General features: G+C 46.1%; 18 protein-coding genes. 4 read left to right on the top strand and 14 right to left on the bottom strand.

From position 1 onward, the window contains the following. Nucleotides 1-79 precede the first annotated feature (79 nt). The 7 genes from H3S82_RS05290 to H3S82_RS05260 all read right to left on the bottom strand — a co-directional run bounded on the left by H3S82_RS05290 (nucleotide 80) and on the right by H3S82_RS05260 (nucleotide 5,476). Nucleotides 80-568 carry a heme-binding protein gene (locus H3S82_RS05290; RefSeq protein ID WP_077970936.1) on the bottom strand — a complete coding sequence of 163 codons (489 nt, stop codon included), beginning with the start codon at nucleotides 566-568 and terminating at the stop codon, nucleotides 80-82. Between the two features lie 690 nt (nucleotides 569-1,258). Further along, on the bottom strand, nucleotides 1,259-1,990 hold the full coding sequence (recO, locus tag H3S82_RS05285; RefSeq protein WP_198224981.1) for a DNA repair protein RecO: 732 nt from the start codon (nucleotides 1,988-1,990) through the stop codon (nucleotides 1,259-1,261). Nucleotides 1,991-1,992: 2 nt separating this feature from the next. Further along, on the bottom strand, nucleotides 1,993-2,898 hold the full coding sequence (gene era, locus H3S82_RS05280) for a GTPase Era (RefSeq protein ID WP_198232281.1): 906 nt from the start codon (nucleotides 2,896-2,898) through the stop codon (nucleotides 1,993-1,995). Further along, nucleotides 2,891-3,598: a ribonuclease III gene (gene rnc / locus H3S82_RS05275; protein WP_198232280.1), complete on the bottom strand. Its 708-nt coding sequence runs from the start codon at nucleotides 3,596-3,598 to the stop codon at nucleotides 2,891-2,893. Before rnc ends, era begins: the two co-directional genes overlap by 8 nt. A gap of 8 nt (nucleotides 3,599-3,606) precedes the next feature. Then, a complete protein-coding gene (lepB, locus tag H3S82_RS05270; RefSeq protein ID WP_370541275.1) occupies nucleotides 3,607-4,386 on the bottom strand; it encodes a signal peptidase I in 780 nt (259 codons plus the stop codon). Nucleotides 4,387-4,457: 71 nt separating this feature from the next. Next, a complete protein-coding gene (gene acpS, locus H3S82_RS05265; RefSeq protein WP_077970926.1) occupies nucleotides 4,458-4,868 on the bottom strand; it encodes a holo-ACP synthase in 411 nt (136 codons plus the stop codon). Continuing rightward, the gene (locus tag H3S82_RS05260; RefSeq protein ID WP_198232279.1) at nucleotides 4,865-5,476 is read right to left on the bottom strand and encodes a DUF2062 domain-containing protein; all 612 of its coding nucleotides are present in this window, start codon (nucleotides 5,474-5,476) and stop codon (nucleotides 4,865-4,867) included. Before H3S82_RS05260 ends, acpS begins: the two co-directional genes overlap by 4 nt. Nucleotides 5,477-5,651: 175 nt before the next feature. Here H3S82_RS05260 and H3S82_RS05255 point away from each other — a divergent pair, with 175 nt between their 5' ends. Further along, nucleotides 5,652-6,848, top strand: a complete 1,197-nt coding sequence (locus H3S82_RS05255; protein WP_198232278.1) for an MFS transporter — start codon at nucleotides 5,652-5,654, stop codon at nucleotides 6,846-6,848. A 131-nt stretch (nucleotides 6,849-6,979) separates the two neighbouring features. Here H3S82_RS05255 and hemN read toward each other — a convergent pair whose 3' ends face one another. The 5 genes from hemN to rpoZ form a co-directional block, all read right to left on the bottom strand. Further along, nucleotides 6,980-8,314 carry an oxygen-independent coproporphyrinogen III oxidase gene (gene hemN, locus H3S82_RS05250; protein ID WP_198232277.1) on the bottom strand — a complete coding sequence of 445 codons (1,335 nt, stop codon included), beginning with the start codon at nucleotides 8,312-8,314 and terminating at the stop codon, nucleotides 6,980-6,982. A 73-nt stretch (nucleotides 8,315-8,387) separates the two neighbouring features. Further along, complete coding sequence (locus H3S82_RS05245) at nucleotides 8,388-9,140, bottom strand: helix-turn-helix domain-containing protein (RefSeq protein WP_188317769.1); 753 nt, start codon at nucleotides 9,138-9,140, stop codon at nucleotides 8,388-8,390. Nucleotides 9,141-9,227: 87 nt separating this feature from the next. Further along, nucleotides 9,228-9,806 (bottom strand): orotate phosphoribosyltransferase, encoded by a 579-nt coding sequence (pyrE, locus tag H3S82_RS05240; protein ID WP_077970919.1) that lies wholly within the window; start codon nucleotides 9,804-9,806, stop codon nucleotides 9,228-9,230. A gap of 138 nt (nucleotides 9,807-9,944) precedes the next feature. Further along, a complete protein-coding gene (locus H3S82_RS05235) occupies nucleotides 9,945-12,173 on the bottom strand; it encodes a bifunctional (p)ppGpp synthetase/guanosine-3',5'-bis(diphosphate) 3'-pyrophosphohydrolase (protein WP_198232276.1) in 2,229 nt (742 codons plus the stop codon). Between the two features lie 133 nt (nucleotides 12,174-12,306). Continuing rightward, nucleotides 12,307-12,711 (bottom strand): DNA-directed RNA polymerase subunit omega, encoded by a 405-nt coding sequence (gene rpoZ / locus H3S82_RS05230; RefSeq protein ID WP_077970917.1) that lies wholly within the window; start codon nucleotides 12,709-12,711, stop codon nucleotides 12,307-12,309. A gap of 196 nt (nucleotides 12,712-12,907) precedes the next feature. On the opposite strand from rpoZ, the gene H3S82_RS05225 reads away from it, so the two are divergent. Next, nucleotides 12,908-13,501, top strand: a complete 594-nt coding sequence (locus H3S82_RS05225; RefSeq protein ID WP_077970916.1) for an NYN domain-containing protein — start codon at nucleotides 12,908-12,910, stop codon at nucleotides 13,499-13,501. Continuing rightward, nucleotides 13,501-14,199 (top strand): uracil-DNA glycosylase, encoded by a 699-nt coding sequence (locus tag H3S82_RS05220; protein ID WP_198232275.1) that lies wholly within the window; start codon nucleotides 13,501-13,503, stop codon nucleotides 14,197-14,199. Before H3S82_RS05225 ends, H3S82_RS05220 begins: the two co-directional genes overlap by 1 nt. 426 nt (nucleotides 14,200-14,625) lie before the next feature. Here H3S82_RS05220 and smpB read toward each other — a convergent pair whose 3' ends face one another. After that, entirely contained in the window at nucleotides 14,626-15,102 is a 477-nt protein-coding gene (gene smpB, locus H3S82_RS05215; RefSeq protein WP_198224995.1) for an SsrA-binding protein SmpB, read from the bottom strand. A 21-nt stretch (nucleotides 15,103-15,123) separates the two neighbouring features. Beyond that, a complete protein-coding gene (gene dapA, locus H3S82_RS05210) occupies nucleotides 15,124-16,008 on the bottom strand; it encodes a 4-hydroxy-tetrahydrodipicolinate synthase (protein WP_198232274.1) in 885 nt (294 codons plus the stop codon). Nucleotides 16,009-16,328: 320 nt separating this feature from the next. Here dapA and H3S82_RS05205 point away from each other — a divergent pair, with 320 nt between their 5' ends. Next, the gene (locus tag H3S82_RS05205; protein WP_198232273.1) at nucleotides 16,329-18,398 is read left to right on the top strand and encodes a transglycosylase SLT domain-containing protein; all 2,070 of its coding nucleotides are present in this window, start codon (nucleotides 16,329-16,331) and stop codon (nucleotides 18,396-18,398) included. Nucleotides 18,399-18,542: the final 144 nt, after the last annotated feature.

Raw genomic sequence — 18,542 nt, 5'->3', positions numbered from 1 at the left:
AATAAGGATTCCGTTCAGTCGGGGAGCCCATTCGTCCGCGATCGCAATGATATTATTTCAAAGACTTTTCCGAACCGGCTTATTTTGTCGGTATAACACCATATCCGGCGACCATTGCCTCGGCAATCTTGACTTCCATTGCGTTGGTAGCACCGCTTACACCGACCGCACCGACGACAATATCATTATTCGTGACCGGTACACCACCGCCGAGAGGAACCATATGAGGGATACTTGCAATAGCCGGTTCGTCTCCATTCACGCGTTGCATATTAACCGACGTTTTAACACGGAAGAGAGCAGCCGATTTGGCCTTTGCTATAGCCGCATCGACACACCCATAAGGCGCGCGGTCCATACGGTCAAAAGCAATCAGACTGCCACTCGGATCAACGACAGCCATGCAGACATTCACCTTCAAACTATCTGCAGAGGCATGTCCTTTGGTAATCAATGCACGTGCGTCATCAAGCGATAACATTGATGTCGTATATTCGGCTATGGCTACAGAGGATAAGACCGGCACGACAAGCGCCAAACAGAATAATTTCTTGAGCAGTTTTTTCATTGTTTTTTCCATAACAGTGATGTTTACGAACTTAAAATAATAGGAAAGCGATTTGATGCAACAATAAGCTGGTTTTATGTGGCTGCAATAATCAAAACTCCGAGATTTCATGATTATCCGATTGAATAGAGGGTTGAAAGAAAAACGATCGCGATTTCGATTTTAGATAGATAAACATTATCAAGCCATATAAATCAGTTAAATAGTGCTAGACAGGCAATCGGCCAGATTGCCGTTTTTCTTGAACTCTACCTCAAAACACAGACTTTCGGACAAGACGCACTAAAAATATTTTTAGAAAAATGTCACAGAGCTTTTAAAATTTTTCCATTTCCTCTATCAAACATTTAAAATAAATTTTTCTCTATCCAACAAACGTTTTCGGCTGTTTTTATGTCTTTTTTTCACAAAAACACGAGACAAAAAAAATAAAAACCGCCCATAATTGACTATCTTCGGTCCAACGCACAATCAGAACTGCTCGCAGCCCATCCGTATTCCGGTCTGCCGCCACCTTTTCGAATTTTCTTCATGTCGTTCCGGATGAACATTATCAAGAGTTTTCGGTGCTTCGCTTTCTTGTTTTGATGAGTATCTGCAAAAACCAAGGCAAGATTATCACAGTCCCATTCTGCTTAGCGTTTGCTTTAGAAAGTGATCCTCTCAAATGCCGTTGGTCTTTCCAACCATTTATTTATTTAAAAAACGGGAAAGTGATTCAAGAAAACCCTCCCTCACCTTCGGTGGTTCAATACCGCGAGCATTCCAAACATTACGGGTTAAAAAATATCCGGTTAAAAAAAAGCCTTGTTTGATGTCTTCGAAATTTTTCGGGCGCTCCGAACTTTTTAGCAAAAATTCCGGAAGCGGCAATAATTTATCTTTCCATGGTTCCCCTGCCTCTTCACAAATGGCTCGTGCCGTTTTTGGCGAGACATATTTGAGGTTTTCATGCTTTCCTGTCGCCCCGCATTTTGACAGATCAAGGCCGAACCCCGTCGCCTCCAGCAACTTTATTTCGAATCTCACCATCAATTCGCCGGTAATAAGCTCGTCGTCGATATTGTTGATCAGAAGCTCGAATATATCGTAAAGGGCGGGATAAGGGTCCCGTTCGGGAAGGAGTCTGATATGGGCTGCCGCCAATTGCAATGCGTATAATGCATGCGGTTCCACCATCATACGGGAAGCGTTAAAATCAACCGGTTCGAGTTTAAAGATTCCCAGATGTTCGTCGAGCCTTGCCCACCAATCGGCAATGACCCTGTTTCCGGGCTGGAGAACAGCGCTCATCTTGCGGGATCTTCCGCCTTTGACCAATCCCATATGACGACCGTGCGAGCGGGTCATCACTTCAACTATGGCGCTCGTTTCACCATGTTGTCTGGTACCAAGAATAAACGCCGGTTCTTTCCATTCCATTGTTAGTTTGAATAGTCCAATCCCATTTCGCGATAGCGTTCCGGATCATCGCTCCAATGATCGCGCACTTTGACGAATAAAAAGAGATGCACCTTTTGTTCGAGGATATCCATCAACTCTTTTCTGGCAGCCTGCCCTATTGCTTTGATCGTTTCGCCTTTTGTGCCCAAAACAATCTTTTTCTGCCCCTCGCGTTCGACATAGATGATCTGGTTAATTTTTACCGATCCGTCCGGCCGCTCTTCCCAGCTTTCAGTCTCCACCGTGGAAGCATAGGGTAATTCATTATGCAGCCGCATATAAAGCTTTTCGCGGGTAATTTCGGCTGCCAATTGACGCATCGGCATATCCGATATCTGGTCCTCGGGATAATACCATGGGCCCTCGGGTAGCTTTTTTGCAAGATAATCAAGAAGATCATCGCAGCCGGTTCCCTTTAAAGCCGAGATCATAAAGGTTTCGGAAAATGTTTGGCCTTCATTCAACTTCTTCGTAAGTTCAAGAAGCGAAGGACGCGGTACCGAATCCACTTTATTGATGACCAGTATTTTTTCCTGTTTTACCTTGGAAAGAGACGCAAAAACTTCTTCGGTTTCCTCGTCCAGTCCCTTTGCCGCATCCACAAGGACAAGGACAATATCGGCATCTTTCGCGCCACTCCATGCTGTTGTGACCATCGCCCGATCAAGTCGCCGTTTGGGAGTAAAAATACCCGGTGTATCGACGAGCACAATCTGGGTATTGTTGTGAATGATGATACCGCGAATAAGTGCACGTGTGGTTTGCACCTTATGGGTGACAATCGAAACTTTGGTTCCCACGAGCCTGTTGACAAGTGTGGATTTACCGACATTCGGAGCACCGATCAAAGCAACAAAACCGGAATGTGTCTTATTATCATTATTCATTATTCTGGCTTTCGCTTTCTTCCCAGACATTTTCACGCACAAGGAGTTTTCCTGCTGCGTTGCGCTCGGCCTCACGTTTCGAGCGCCCCCTCCCCGTTTCGGGGGCAAAACCCGCGACACGGACTTCTATATCGAAAATCGGGTCATGATCGGGCCCATGGCGTTTTACAACACGATATTGCGGCTGCGCACCATTTTGGGTATGTGCCCATTCCTGCAATTCGGTTTTAGCATCTCTGCGAGCAGCACCTGACTGGCGGGCGCGTTCTTCCCAATACCGGCGTATAAATGGACGTACCGCATCAAGGCCACCATCCAGATACATCGCTGCAATCAATGCTTCTACGACATCGGCATGCATATTTGCCAAACGCCGCTCGTCAAGATTTTTCATTTCCGCACCGACATAAACGATATCGGGCAAGCCGATTTCCTGTGCAATTGCTGCACAAGTTACTGCATTGACCAAGCCGTTCAATCTTACCGAAAGCTCTCCTTCGCTGGCACGCGGATAAAAACCGAAAAGCATTTCCGAGACTAAAAGTCCCAGCACCCTATCGCCCAAAAACTCCAAACGTTCATAATTGCCATGTGTCTGATCCTGAACACTCGAATGTGTTAAAGCGCGTCTCAAACGCTCTTCGTTCAGAAATTTATGACCTGTCGCCTGTTCCAGTTTTTCGACTTTTTGATGATTCATCTTGATACCTATTTATCAGGCGGAAAATATTTGATTGTCTTCACAGACGAAAACAATCTGTCCCACCTTATATCTGCTGGCCAACGCCAGATTTGCCATGCACTTGCACCGTTTCCTATCGAAAAGAAAATAATATTGGCGCGGCCGACAAGATTTTCATAAGGCACATAACCGATACTCAACCGGCTATCGTCCGAGCGGTCACGATTATCTCCCATCATAAAATAATAGCCTTCGGGCACCTCGAACACTTTGGTATCGTCCAGTTGGGGATAATACTCCATATCAAGTGTATTATAAGTCACCCCGTTCGGCATGGTTTCGCGGTAAACATCGACCGGTCTTGCGACTTCGGTCACATCCGCATTGGTAATTTGTCCCACGAGTTTACGCGGTACTGCTTCGTCATTAATGTAGAGCGTACCATCGCGAACCTGTATCCTGTCACCGGGCAGGCCTACAAGTCTCTTGATATAATAATCGTTTATTCTGTTCGGCGGGCGGAACACAATAACATCACCGCGTTTTGGCTCACCCCCGAAGATACGTCCGGAAAAAAGATTCGGTGAAAAAGGAATCGAGTAACGTGAATAACCGTAGCTATATTTTGAAACAAAAAGATAGTCGCCCACAAGCAAAGTCGGCCGCATCGAGCCGGAAGGGATTCTAAAGGGCTGGAAAAGAAGTGTTTGAAACAGAACTGCAATAATGAGCGCCTGTATGACGATAGAAACAAGTTCGCCAACTCCTCCACTCTTTTGTGTCTTGGGGGAAAGAGTGTTTTCCATTTCGTTCATTTCTGTTTCGCCCTTATAATAAAGATTGCTCTATTCAATATGAATTCTATTTATATCGTACTTCAAGCAATCTCTTGAAAAGAAACCGCCTCGATAATTACAAAAGCCTGTGCCCAAGGAAAATCGTCCGTAATTGTCAAATGAATAATCGCTTTGTGCCCTTCGGGTGTCATTTTTTCAAGAAATCTTTTTGCATTATTGGTGAGCTCCATTGTGGGTTTTCCGCTTGGCAGGTTGACAACCCCCATATCTTTCCACCACACGCCGCGAGAAATGCCGGTGCCAAGCGCTTTTGCACAAGCTTCTTTTGCTGCAAAACGCTTGGCATATGAGGCAACGCGATTTTTCCTTCCCTCCGATTTTATTCTTTCGACAGAAGTAAAAATCCGTTCGGTAAAACGGCTGCCATGACGCGCAAGAGTTTTTTCAACCCTGCGAATATCAATCATATCATTGCCAATACCAAGAATCACTGCCAAGCACCTTGTTTATCTTCCTTCTCAAGCCGCACACGCACCTTTTCGGCCATTTTTTCCTGCCTGTGTTTTTGAAAGCGGGCGGTTGCGCGATAAGCACAAATATAGGCCAAACTTCCCAAAAACAATCCGAGGATCAATCCTCCAAAAAGAATGGGCTTCATGACTGTGTCCCACGCTTCAAGCAGAATTCCCCAGGCTTGAGAAACTGAAAGACCTTCAAACATTGCACGTATTTCAGCCAATGGTATTTCGTCAGCATTGCCAAAAAACGAAAAACAGAAATGTCCAAGTTTATAATCAAGCATCACAATCGGCAGAAATGTCAACGGATTGGAAAGCATTGTGCCGAGAATGGCTGCCGCTACATTTCCACGCAAAAGCCAGGTTACCACCCCTGCGAGAATGATATGAAGCCCGAATAATGGGGAACTGGCAGCCAAAACACCAATAGCAAATCCCAACGCCACCTGATGCGGCGTTGCAGAGATACGTAACAAGCGTTTTCCGTAATATTTCAATGAACGAGAAAATGACCGCCGTGGCCACAACCACACACGTATCCGTTCCAAGAAACTTACAGGTTTTCTTCGGCGAAAAAGCATTTTGTCTTCATAAACGCCCCGACAGCACGAGACAATCTTTAATATTCAAATTATTGTCCTAACCTGAATTTTTCGCTTCTATTCAACAACACAATCACTTTACCCTACAGATTTTTAGCTTGCTGGCCATTATTTTAAAAGTTAAAAAATCTTCATCCATGGGAGAGAAGAGGACATGACCATACCGAAAAGCGGTACCGCCGGACAAGTGGAAACTACTTTTATTTCCATAATCTTCGCTGTGAGTTGTGGACATTTTTTGAACGATGTCATGCAATCCATGCTTCCCGCCATTTATCCCATTTTGCGTTACAATTATGGCCTGACCTTTCTCCAGATCGGTATTATCACCGCCGTTTACCAAATGACCGGCTCGGTTCTACAACCTCTTATCGGCTTTTATACAGACAAGAAGCCAAGTCCCTATTCTTTACCTTTTGCTTCTGCTTCAACCATGGTCGGGCTGCTTTTGCTCGCCAATGCACATCATTATTACATTCTATTGATCGGCTCGGCCTTTGTCGGACTGGGGTCATCCATCTTCCACCCCGAGGCTTCACGTGTTGCCCGTCTGGCGTCCGGCGGGAAATATGGCATCGCACAGTCTATATTTCAAGTTGGCGGCAATTGCGGTTCGGCAATCGGACCGGTGATAGCGGCTGCATTTATCAGCCAGCAACAACGCATCGGCTGGCTTTCCCTTCTTGCCTTTTTCGGTATCATAATTCTGACTTTTGTAAGCCATTGGTATGCCAATAACCTCAAAAGACGTTTGACCAAAAAAACGTCTGCCAATCAACATCACTTGCCCAAAGCCAAAGTTCGTAATGCCATATTCGTTCTTGTCGGCTTAATGTTTGCCAAATATGTCTACATGGCCAGCATGCAGAACTATTATATGTTCTACACAATGGAAAAATTCGGTGTCAGTCTCCATCAGGCCCAGCTTTTGCTGTTCCTCTATCTCGGAGGAATTGCAATCGGCACGATATTCGGTGGCCCCATAGGTGATCGTATCGGTGCCAGAACCGTCATCTGGGTGTCTATTCTGGGCGTATTTCCTTTCACCGTCATTCTGCCCTATGTGAGCTTGCCTTTCACGGCAATTCTCACCGTTATTATCGGAATGATTCTGGCGTCGGCATTTCCGGCAATAGTGGTTTTCGCACAGGAACTGATGCCAGGAAAAGTCGGAACGGTGGCGGGGCTGTTTTTCGGTCTTTCATTCGGAATTGGAGCTTTATCTGCTGCCGCACTCGGTCGTGTCATGGATATTGTCGGTTCGCAGACAATGTTTGAAATTTGCTCTTATATGCCGGCACTTGGCCTTATTGCGGTTTTTCTTCCGAAAATACGCACCGGACGAGCCTGACAAACGCAATTCTCGCAATCGGCTATTTCCGCAACGGGCTATATGCCAACCGGCTATTTGTCTTAGAACAAAATTCTTGGCAACAAAATTACTGGTAACAAAATTTCCGGCAACAAAATTTTCAGGATAATCTAAACGGCTGCACTGAATTGGGCAATATTCTGCTGGCGATATGCATCAAACAGGCTCGCAACCGCCCGAACGAAAGGCCGACCTTCTTCTGTCATCTCGATAACACCATCATGTTCAACGGCAATCCCGTCGGCAATAATCGGTTTTAGGCGGTCCAGAGCATCCTGAAATTTCGCTTTTCCGCCAAATTTCGAAAGATCCAGCTTAAAATTGCACATGAGTTCGCCAATCATGACCGCGCGGAGCCGGTCATCGTCATTTGTAGCAATGCCGCGCACCGTTGCCATTTCATTTGCATCAATTGTACGGCGATATTGCGCAATTCCAGCGACTGTCTGGGCAAATCCGTCATGAAATTCCGATATTGAAGAACAACCGAACCCGATGAGAACCGGACAGTCATCATCGGTATAACCTTGAAAATTACGATGTAGATTATGGTGTTTTGCCGCAACCGCCAAATGGTCTTCAGGAAGTGCGAAATGATCAATACCGATCGGAATATACCCCATAGCGACAAGATTTTTTTCAACTGCTTCAGCCTGATGAAAACGTTCAAGCGGACCGGGAAGCAATGCCGCATCGATCAGGCGTTGATTGGCACGCCTTTTCGGCAAATGAGCATAACCATAACAAGCGATACGATCAGGACGATAGTCTCCGATTGTCCGGCATGTATCATTCAGCGTCTCGATTGTCTGAAGTGGAAGCCCATAGATCAAATCAAAATTGATATGCTTGATACCTGCCTCGCGGAGATTATCGACGGAACGTTTAACCACTGATGCGGGCTGGATGCGGCCGATTGCTTTTTGAACTTGTGGATTGACATCCTGAACACCAAGGCTTGCACGATTGACACCTATTTCCAGTAATGTCTTGACGAGATCACGGGTAACAGTGCGCGGATCTAGCTCTATGGCGTGTTCTGCTTTTTCATCGAAAGTGAAGAATTCATGCAAGGTTTCCATAATCGCAAGAAACGATTGACGTGGCAGAATGGACGGTGTTCCGCCACCCCAGTGCAAATGCACAATGCGGGGTTTGCCATGTAAATGTTGCGCTTGCAGCTTGATGTCTTTCACGAGACTTTCAGCATAGCCGACGATTGCATCATCTTTCTTCGTGGCTTTGGCATGACAACCACAATAATAGCAAAGTTGCCTGCAATATGGCACATGGATATAGATTGATACAGCCTCGTCAGCCTTTATCTTGCCAAGCCAAGCTGCCCTTTGCTGATCGGTAACAGTAACAAAATCTGCTGCTGTAGGATAGGACGTGTAACGGGGGACCGCCAATGTCGCGTAATGCAACAGTGTTTCCGTTTTCATCTTTTATCCTTCCATGTTGGATTTGCAGATTTCTTCGTTTCACATTCTCTAACACATAGTTATAGATCAGACACTATTCAACCTCGCCGGTAATCGCGGCAATCTGCTTCAACAATGTCTGGTCAACGATCTCTACCTGATTGACGGAGAGGAGTTTTATTACCCCTTGCACTTTGAGTTTTGAAAAACAGCGACTGACAGTTTCGATTGTCAAACCGAGATGATCGGCAATGTCTGTTCTATTCATCAACAAAGTAAGAGGTGAAGCGCGTAAGCGATTGTTTTCCATCCGCCTTATCATATCAAAAAGAAACCGCGCGACTTTTTCGACAGGTGACAAACGGCTCAAAATAAGCTGGTTTTCGTAAGAACGCTGCAAAGCATTCTTTGCCATATCAAGAACACGATCACGCACTTCGGAGTGTTGGCGTAAATAGTTTTCAATCATTCTTCGATCAAAAGAACAAACAATAACCGGCGTAATGGCTTCTGCTGTTAAAATATGTGACCCCGCTTCGACAAAGCCTAAAAAATCACCGGCAAAAGCAAATCCGGTAATGCAGCGACGACCATCGTTCAACGTTTTGACAAGCCGGACAGCACCCGAGACAATCGTGTAAATCTTCTCGCGTGCACTCCCTTCCTGAAAAATGGCAGCTCCGGACGAAAAGCTTTCACGATTTTTCAAACTTTCAAGTTCGTTCAAGTCATCGTCGTGCAACGGGGCGCACATTGCCAAATCATGCACCATACATAATTGACAACGCTCACCATTTTTGATTTCGCCCGAACAATTCGGACAATGTGCGTCAGTGCTTGAAATCAAATCTTCTTCCATCAATGATAATTGTTGACCGGCCCGCTTTTACTCAACCTATGATAAATGAGATAAGGCGACATTTAAAGAAAACAATTATATATTTCTGCTCCCCGGTTTTATTGCCGGAATTTTAGCCAACTCGGCCGGAATTTGATCGGCCGGATAAGAAGGAACTGCATATTCGGCAAGTGGAATAAGCGGCACACCTACGTCTACTTTTCCAGCCGACCGGTCAACGATACAGGCCGCAGCCAGAATTTCCGCCCCTGCTTCACGCATAGCCTCAATGGTTTCTCTTATGGAAAGGCCTGTCGTTACAATATCTTCGACAATGACCACACGCGAACCTTTTGGAATGTCGAACCGGCGCAATCTGAATTTTCCGTTTTCACGCTCGACCCAGATAGACGGTACGCCTAAATGACGGGACGTTTCATAAGAAGGGATAAGTCCGCCAATAGCAGGTCCTACAACGTAATCTATTTTGCCTTTTACATTTTCGCGTATTTTATCAGCAAGAGCGCGACACAATTTTTCAGTCATATCGGCATGCATAAAGACCTTTGCCTTCTGCATGTAGATTGCGCTATGTCGGCCGGAGGTCAAAATGAAATGACCTTCCAATATTGCACCCGCTTTTTTAAAAATATCCAGCACATCCTGCGTATTCATAGATCAACCTCAGTCATTCAGGCGAAACAATTCGCCTCGCATTTTCAAGTCGATAAAATTCCGACAATTTTTCCATCTATCACGAGCAACCGCTTAGAACCCGATTACTCAGCACCCGATTACTCAACCCCGGATTACTCAGCCATTGACACGCTCAGCCGTACTTACCGATGCAGCCTCTTTAAGTTGAGTAAGAATTCTGTTCAAGTGTTTTAAGTCCCAAACTTCTAGATCGATGATCATTTCGGTAAAATCCGGTGCGGTTCGTACCATTGACAAATTCTGTATATTCGCATCATTGCCCGCTATTGCTTGCGAGACCTCGGCCAATGACCCGGGAGAATTAATTGCCAATACACTGATACGGGCAGGAAAACGTTCTGTCATTGCCGCATCAATGTCCCAGCGCACATCAATCCACCTTTCCGGCTGGTCATCAAAAGCCTTCAAAGCAGGTGACTGTATAGGATAAATGACGATACCGGCTCCTGGTTGCATAATTCCGACAATTCTGTCACCCGGAACCGCTCCTTCCGGCGCAAAACGCACCGGAACATCACCATGTGTACCACGAATTGGCAAAGCATGGTCTTCCTGATAGGGACCAACCGGCTTGCTCTTATCGCCTTCAGGTACTTTAAACAGCATACCCTGTGCATTCTGGATATTGAACCAACCTTCTTCACGCGGATTGACGTTCGGCTTTTGTTGGGCGCGGTTATCCTGATAATCGGGGTAGACTGCTTTGACAACATCGGAAGAAGGCAATTCTCCACGTCCGACAGCCGCTAGAACATCATCGACATCCAGCCGTGCCAAGCGCGGCAAGACCTTTTTTAATTCCTCTTTGGAAAACTGCTTGCCGGCACGTTCGAATGTCCGCTCCAATATACGCGTTCCCAAACCAGAATATTGTTTGCGAACAGCCACACGCGTTGCCCTTCTGATGGCTGCACGTGCCTTACCTGTAACAACAAGTGATTCCCAGGCAGCCGGTGGTACCTGCGCCTTCGAGCGGATAATTTCGACTTCGTCGCCATTTCTAAGCGCTGTCATGAGTGGCATGATGCGTCCGTTGATTTTTACGCCGACACAGGAGTCGCCGACATCAGTATGGACAGCATAAGCAAAATCAATAGGCGTTGCCCCTTTAGGTAAGGCAATAAGGCGCCCCTTCGGGGTAAAGCAGAAAACCTGATCCTGAAACAATTCCAGTTTTGTATGTTCGAGAAATTCTTCAGGATTATCCCCTTCGGACAATGATTGTATCGTTTGGCGTAACCATGCATAGGCATTGGTTTCATTTTCGAGCTTGCTCGGGGAATTATTGGAACCGCGGTCTTTATAGATCGAATGAGCCGCCACACCATATTCGGCTATCTCGTCCATTTCCCGTGTTCTGATTTGTAGTTCAACGCGTTGGCGTGATGGCCCGACAATGGTTGTGTGGATCGAACGATAGTCATTCTGTTTGGGAATTGAAATATAATCTTTGAATCGTCCGGGGACCATCGGCCAGGTTGTATGGATAATACCCAAAGCACGATAACAATCGGCGACACTATCAACAATCACACGGAAACCATAAATATCCGACAATTGTTCGAATGAGAGCGCTTTGGTTTCCATTTTTCTAAAAACCGAATAAGGCTTTTTCTGCCTGCTCTTCACATAGGCTTTTATGCCATATTCGGCAAAAAGCTTGGTTAAATCTTTTTCAATTGTCGACAACAGGTCACGATTACGCTCCGAAAGATCGGCCAGCCGATCGGTTACCGCGCGATAAGCTTCGGGATTAAGATAGAAAAAAGCGCGATCCTCGAGTTCTTCGCGCATATCCTGCATACCCATACGACCGGCAAGCGGGGCATAGATATCCATGGTTTCTTCTGCAATACGGCGGCGCTTTTCCTCGCGCATTACACCAAGAGTGCGCATATTGTGCAAACGGTCGGCAAGCTTGACGAGGAGAACCCGAACGTCTTCCGAAATAGCGATCAAAAGCTTTCTTAAATTTTCGGCCTGTATGGCTTTTTTCGAAACCAGATCAAGTTTTTTAAGTTTCGTCAGCCCTTCAACCAATTTGCCGATTTCGGGGCCAAAAAGTTGGTCGATTTCCGCACGTGTGGCACTCGTATCTTCAATAGTGTCGTGGAGCAGCGCCACAGCGATCGTTGCTTCATCAAGATGCATATCTGTGAGAATTGCGGCCACTTCCAAAGGATGGGAGAAATAAGGGTCACCGGACGCACGTTTTTGCGAACCATGCTTCTGCATGGCATAAACATAGGCTTTATTGAGCAATGCTTCGTTGACGTCAGGCTTGTAACGCTGGACACGCTCGACAAGCTCGTACTGACGCATCATTCCGGCATACTCCCCTTCTTAAGCGATATGCATATCATGTAACTAAAAATAACAATACAACAAGCAAAAAGCACAAAAAATATGCGCTGCCAAACCGGAAGCGCATATTCACAGTTAAAATATGGAAAAATGATCAATAATCGTCATTTTTTTCCGGAGCGACCAAGCCTTCAATACCGGCAAGAAGTTCATCTTCCGACATATGATCGAATGAGACCTTGTCGTCCGACTTTTCGCCATTCGAACCGAATACATCATTGGCCTCTTCGCTATGACCAATCAAAGCCGGTTCCGGCTCTGGCTCGTCCACTTCGACATGCTTTTGCAACGAGTGGATGAGATCTTCCTTGAGATCTGCCGGTGACAATGTCTCGTCAGCAATTTCGCGCAAAGCCACAACAGGATTTTTGTCATTGTCTCGATCTACAGTGATCTGAGCGCCTTGCGATATTTGGCGCGCACGATGGGCTGCCAAAAGCACCAGTTCAAAGCGGTTATCAACCTTATCAATACAATCTTCTACCGTAACGCGGGCCATAGATGCCCCTTTCCTCAGAGTTCGCAAATTGATGGAATTGCTTTTGGCATATACAATTTGAAATCAAAAAACAAGAAAAACCGCATTCACTTGATAATTTTTCCAAAAACCTCTCTTGGCAAGTGCCCACAGAGCTGACATATCTAGCGGTAATAATTTGTTAATTAGACCTTTATGGTAAAATGGATATAAAATTATGTTTGACCCAAGAGAAAAAATAGCCCTTTTTATCGACGGAGCGAACCTTTACGCGACCTCGAAAACACTCGGATTCGATATTGATTATCGCAAACTTTTAAAAGCTTTCCAGAAACGCGGCTATTTGCTCAGAGCCTATTATTACACAGCCCTGATCGAAGATCAGGAATACTCGTCAATACGCCCCTTGATCGACTGGCTCGATTATAATGGCTATCGTGTAATCACCAAAAATGCTCGCGAATTTACCGATCCGGCAGGACGGCGTAAAGTAAAAGGCAATATGGACATCGAACTCGCAGTTGATGCCATGGAGCTTTCTGACACTGTCGATCATTTTGTCATTTTTTCCGGCGATGGTGATTTTCGTTCCCTTGTTGAAGCGCTTCAGCGGCGCGGACGCAAGGTAAGTGTTGTCTCGACACTGACAACGCAACCGGCAATGATTTCAGATGAACTCAGGAGACAAGCTGACCACTTCATCGATCTTACAACCTTGAAGCCTGAAATTGGTCGTGCTCCTTCAGATAAACCGCAAAAAGAATATCCGGTCGGCAGTGACGATGACACGGACGACGATGAACTCTACTGATGCTTCGGACTTTGATTAAAGAAATAGCGGGGAATAAAGAAATTGCGGGGATTTGTCCGGAGCCTCTGCAAAACTGTGGCCTATGCCCGAGGTTGCGCGATTTTCGTGAAGAATGGCGAAAAAAGGAACCACTTTGGCATAATGGACCGGTTAAGCCTTTCTTGCCTTGTGATGGCGCCGATTCGACCCGACTTCTCATAGTCGGTTTGGCGCCGGGACTAAGAGGTGCGAATCGCACTGGCAGACCTTTCACGGGCGACTATGCCGGTGACCTTCTCTATTCGACGTTAAAAAAATATGGCTTTGCCCGCGGTAATTTTGAAGCAAGAGTTGATGATAGTTTGGAGCTTATTGACACAACAATTGTCAATGCTGTGCGGTGTGTTCCACCTGAAAACAAGCCGACAGGAGCGGAAATCAACCAATGCCGGCACTTTTTTGCGCCGCTTCTTGAAAATTTGCCAAGATTAAAGGCCGTTGTAACGTTGGGATCAATTGCGCATCAATCAACTGTCCGCGCCCTTGGTGCGAAAATTGCGCAGCACCCCTTCGGACATGGCAAGGTCACAGATATCGGACATTTGCGCATTTTTCCAAGTTACCATTGTTCAAGATATAACACCAATACCGGCCGACTGACCGAGATGATGTTTCATGAAATTTTTTCGGCAGTACGCGATTATCTTGATCAAAACTAGTCTGATTTAATGATCGAATGTAATTGATTTGCTTTGTATTAACGTAAACGCTGTTTGTCCGCTACCGATCTTCCTGCTTTGGAACGTCGAAGCGGCAATTTTTTTGAGTAAAAGTCTTGTCTTTAGATAAGACGAAACCGCTTTTTGAATATGAATATTACACGTCATTCGACTGTTTCAGGCTAAAGTGCCCCCTTGCCTGTTGGCGCCGCCCCTTGCCTGTTGGCAATTGCGTGCTCTTATAAAAGTCTTTTGGCTCGTCCAATGGCCGGTTTTCTTCCGGCATCCGTTTCTTGTCAGTTAATTTTCTTTCAAGGCGGATTGATTTCTATCTAAAAAACGAAAAGCCGCGAATGAAACCTTTTTACAGAAGCGCATCAGATAATAAACAAGCGCATCAGACAAATTTTCGAGTTATATAGACCATTAACCGCGTTCACGCATGAGGCGTGCTTTTTCACGATTCCAGTCACGTTTCTTTTCCGTTTCGCGTTTGTCGTGAATCTTTTTGCCTCGGGCCAACGCGATCTCCAGTTTGACCCGCCCACGATCATTGAAATAAAGTTTCAAAGGAACAATCGTCATTCCTTCTCGTGCTACGGCATTTGCCCAACGTGACATTTCATGTTTTGAAACAAGGAGTTTTCGCAATCGACGTGGATCGTGATTGAATCTGTTTCCTTGCGTATATTCGGGGATATAGGAATTGATCAACCAGAACTCGCCATTTTCAAAACTTGCATAGCTTTCGGCAATGTTTCCGTGATGCGAGCGCAGAGATTTGACTTCTGTACCTTGCAGAACCACCCCGGCTTCCAATGTGTCCAGAATTTCATAATTGAAACGTGCCTTGCGGTTATCAGCGACAACTTTATAGGCCGAGGAAGTGTTCTTTTTATTCATGAATTACCAAATAGCCAGCTATTAATCGTTGACAAGACCTGCATGTTTCAAAGCAGCATCAATAATATGTTTTGTCGTATCTTCGATTGGTACAATCGGCGAACGGACAACGCTTGTGCAGATACCAAGTTTTTCAGCGGCATATTTGACACCGGCAGGACTCGGCTCCAAAAAGAGAGCACGATTGAGCGGCATCAAGCGGTCGTTCAATTCAAGTGCTTTGGCAAAATTGTTTTCGCGGCATGCCTGAAAAAGTTCGGCACATTGTTTAGGAGCAATATTGGAAGTAACAGAAATACAGCCAACACCGCCCTGCGCATTAAATCCCAATGCCGTGCTATCGTCGCCTGAAAGTTGAACAAAATCCTTCCCACATTTTTCGCGCTGCTCACTAACACGCTCGATCTTGCCCGTTGCGTCCTTGACACCGATAATATTTTTACAATCATGGTGGAGCTTGGCCATTGTATCGGCCGTCATATCGATTACCGAGCGGCCAGGAATATTATAGATGACAAGCGGAATAGAAATAGCTTTAGCAACAGTCGAGAAGTGTTGATACATTCCTCGCTGGTTCGGCTTATTATAATAAGGAGTAACCACCAGAACCGCGTCTGCACCGGCCTTTTCTGCAAATTCTGCAAGTTCAACCGCTTCTTTTGTGCTGTTTGATCCGGCACCGGCAATAACCGGAACACGTTTTGCGACCTGCCGGACACATAGTTCGATGACGCGTTTGTGTTCCTGATAGCTTAGTGTCGGCGATTCTCCGGTCGTTCCAACGGGGACAATACCGTTAATGCCTTGTTTGACCTGCCATTCGACAAGATCACACAGTGTTTTTTCTGCAACATTACCGTTTTTGTCGAAAGGTGTAATAAGTGCGGTCAGTGCTCCCTTGAGCATGGTAAACTCCCTGATTATATATTCGGTATTAAGGCATTTGCCCCTTCAATAAGCCTTTTAAACCATAGTATCGCCATACGAATGACGCAAGTTGATTTTAACTTACCGACATGTCTTGGTCGAGCGAAATAATTCGCTCTTGCAAAAGAGTTTAACAAGACAAAAATTCGATAACATGTTTTCTTTTTATTGATAGGCGAAAGGAAGAAAATCGTTAACCCGTCTTTCACAGTTGGCACTTATGCTCTTACAAAAATGATGGAAATTGGGTCTTTGGAAGTATGATGCACAATCACACATCAGCTGTTCTAGAAAAAACGATGATTTCATTCTTCGCGGCAAGTACCATGCTTTCCACGATTTTTGACAGTCATGCGACTTCGGCTTTAAGTCAAGCGCCTGTGCCACTTGCCCGCCCGTCCATTGCAACATCGAAAAGCGCTGTCACGATAAAATCCGATGCTATTGTAACAAATGGCATTCCGCGGACAGTCAACAGCATAGCCACGGGAAGTCTTAAATCGGGGCTCGACGCGCTCTACAGCAAACAAGCATCGAATGCCATAGCAATCCGCAACAATATGCCGAAAAACAGTCTGGATCGGCACATTCTGACTTGGGCAATCGGTGTATCCGGTGTTCCCGGTGTGCCGAGCTCCGAAATATTCAACGCAGCGCAAGAATTGCACGACTGGCCCGGCATGACAGCAATGCGCCGCAATTCAGAACGTGCGCTTGCCAGTGAAATGAATTCCCCGCAAGCAATCATCAGCGGCTTTGGAAATTATGTTCCTGTAACCGCACAAGGCATGGCAGCCCTTGGCGGTGCTCTGATTGAAACCGGCCAAACGGCACGCGCACGGCAAATCATTGCACCTTGGTGGTATAAAGCAAAACTCAGTGCACAGGAAGAACAGCTCGTGTTGAAAAAAGCCGGCGCGGCATTGCTTCCGGCAGATCATCTCCAACGCATGCGCGCAATGCTTTATGCCAATCGTATTTCTTCTGCCGAACGGGTAGCAAAATTGGCAAATGCCCAGTCTCTCTATGCCGGTTATGCGGCTGTTGCCAATAATGACTCGAATGCCCGCCAAAAACTTGCAGCCGTTGATAAAAGCTTCCGCAAAGATTCGCTTTATCTTTTTGCCCAAATTCAATATTTGCGCCGCTCGGGTCAATGTGATGATGCGGCAAAGCTCATGTTAAAAGCGCCGAAAGATGCACTTACGCTTGTCGACCCGGATGCGTGGTGGATTGAACGGCGTGTTTTGTCACGCGAAATGCTTGATGAAAACAAGCCGAAAATCGCCTATCAACTGGCCGCCTCCCATTCAGCCGAAAGTCCGACACTGGCAGCCGACGCAGAATTTCATGCCGGCTGGTATGCTCTGCGATTTTTAGGTGATAATAAAACGGCAATGCAACACTTTTCCCGTATTGTGCAAATTTCCTCACGACCGGTTGCGGCCTCCCGTGGGTATTATTGGATGGGCAGAACTGCCGAAGCACAAGGAAATCGTAGCAACGCCATCCAATATTTCCGCCGCGCCGCCCATTATGGCACTACTTTTTATGGCCAACTTTCGGCTGCCCGACTTGGAGAACAGAGGCTTGAAATTCCTTATCCGAAGCCAACCGCAAGTGATCGCCAGCGTTTTGAATCACGCGAACCGGTTATGGCTATAAAGAGACTTGAAGCGATCGGATATTCCGATCGCGCAGGCGTCCTTTATCGTGAACTCGGAGAGGAACTTGATAGCCCGGGTGAGCTTGCTATGCTCGCTGTTATGGCAGAGCGTAAAGGCGACCATTATACGAGCTTGAAGATCGGCAAAAGTGCGGTCATCAGGGGTATGGATGTCGGATCCCTCTCCCACCCTGTCGGAGCAATTCCCGAAACGGCCAATATTTCGGCTTCCGGCAAGGCACTTGCCTATGCCATTGCAAGGCAAGAAAGCGAATTTAAAACCGATGCGGTTTCAGGTGCGGGTGCCAAAGGCATGTTGCAACTTCTTCCGACAACGGCAAAAGCGGTTGCAATCAAAAATTCGATAAAATGGCAACCGGAAAAATTGGCAACCGATGCCGGCTATAATGCGACTTTAGGTGCACATTTCCTCGGCGAACAACTTGACCGCTTCAACGGCTCCTATATCCTGACCTTTATCGGCTATAATGCCGGTCCACGACGCGCCAATGAATGGATCGGTCGCTATGGTGACCCGCGCGGGCAATCGGTCGATTGGGTTGTCGACTGGGTCGAACGTATTCCTTATTCAGAAACCCGCGACTATGTCATGCGTGTCATGGAAAACTATCAGGTTTATAAAGCACGCCTTACCGGCACTGCCGATATTAATGTTGACCTAACCGCCGGTCGTCACAGTTGAAGAATAAATGAATTTCGCTCTTCAATTCCGTCAAATCGGCGCAATAGACCATAAATCCGAGTATTTATGAAATAATATATCTCATAATGTTGGTAAAACTCGTCAAAATTATTTCTTAAATTTTTTTATAAAATAATTATACTA

It is taken from the genome of Bartonella sp. M0192 (assembly GCF_016102305.1).
Taxonomy (GTDB): domain Bacteria; phylum Pseudomonadota; class Alphaproteobacteria; order Rhizobiales; family Rhizobiaceae; genus Bartonella; species Bartonella apihabitans.
This window is presented reverse-complemented; position numbering and strand designations above follow the sequence as displayed.

Excerpts from the sequence above, each read along its gene's own strand:
- H3S82_RS05290 (WP_077970936.1), bottom strand. The coding sequence starts at position 568 with ATGAAAAAACTGCTCAAGAAATTATTCTGTTTGGCGCTTGTCGTGCCG.
- recO (WP_198224981.1), bottom strand. The coding sequence starts at position 1,990 with ATGGAATGGAAAGAACCGGCGTTTATTCTTGGTACCAGACAACATGGT.
- era (WP_198232281.1), bottom strand. The coding sequence starts at position 2,898 with ATGAATAATGATAATAAGACACATTCCGGTTTTGTTGCTTTGATCGGT.
- rnc (WP_198232280.1), bottom strand. The coding sequence starts at position 3,598 with ATGAATCATCAAAAAGTCGAAAAACTGGAACAGGCGACAGGTCATAAA.
- lepB (WP_370541275.1), bottom strand. The coding sequence starts at position 4,386 with ATGGAAAACACTCTTTCCCCCAAGACACAAAAGAGTGGAGGAGTTGGC.
- H3S82_RS05260 (WP_198232279.1), bottom strand. The coding sequence starts at position 5,476 with ATGCTTTTTCGCCGAAGAAAACCTGTAAGTTTCTTGGAACGGATACGT.
- H3S82_RS05255 (WP_198232278.1), top strand. The coding sequence starts at position 5,652 with ATGACCATACCGAAAAGCGGTACCGCCGGACAAGTGGAAACTACTTTT.
- hemN (WP_198232277.1), bottom strand. The coding sequence starts at position 8,314 with ATGAAAACGGAAACACTGTTGCATTACGCGACATTGGCGGTCCCCCGT.
- pyrE (WP_077970919.1), bottom strand. The coding sequence starts at position 9,806 with ATGAATACGCAGGATGTGCTGGATATTTTTAAAAAAGCGGGTGCAATA.
- H3S82_RS05235 (WP_198232276.1), bottom strand. The coding sequence starts at position 12,173 with ATGATGCGTCAGTACGAGCTTGTCGAGCGTGTCCAGCGTTACAAGCCT.
- rpoZ (WP_077970917.1), bottom strand. The coding sequence starts at position 12,711 with ATGGCCCGCGTTACGGTAGAAGATTGTATTGATAAGGTTGATAACCGC.
- H3S82_RS05225 (WP_077970916.1), top strand. The coding sequence starts at position 12,908 with ATGTTTGACCCAAGAGAAAAAATAGCCCTTTTTATCGACGGAGCGAAC.
- H3S82_RS05220 (WP_198232275.1), top strand. The coding sequence starts at position 13,501 with ATGCTTCGGACTTTGATTAAAGAAATAGCGGGGAATAAAGAAATTGCG.
- smpB (WP_198224995.1), bottom strand. The coding sequence starts at position 15,102 with ATGAATAAAAAGAACACTTCCTCGGCCTATAAAGTTGTCGCTGATAAC.
- dapA (WP_198232274.1), bottom strand. The coding sequence starts at position 16,008 with ATGCTCAAGGGAGCACTGACCGCACTTATTACACCTTTCGACAAAAAC.
- H3S82_RS05205 (WP_198232273.1), top strand. The coding sequence starts at position 16,329 with ATGATTTCATTCTTCGCGGCAAGTACCATGCTTTCCACGATTTTTGAC.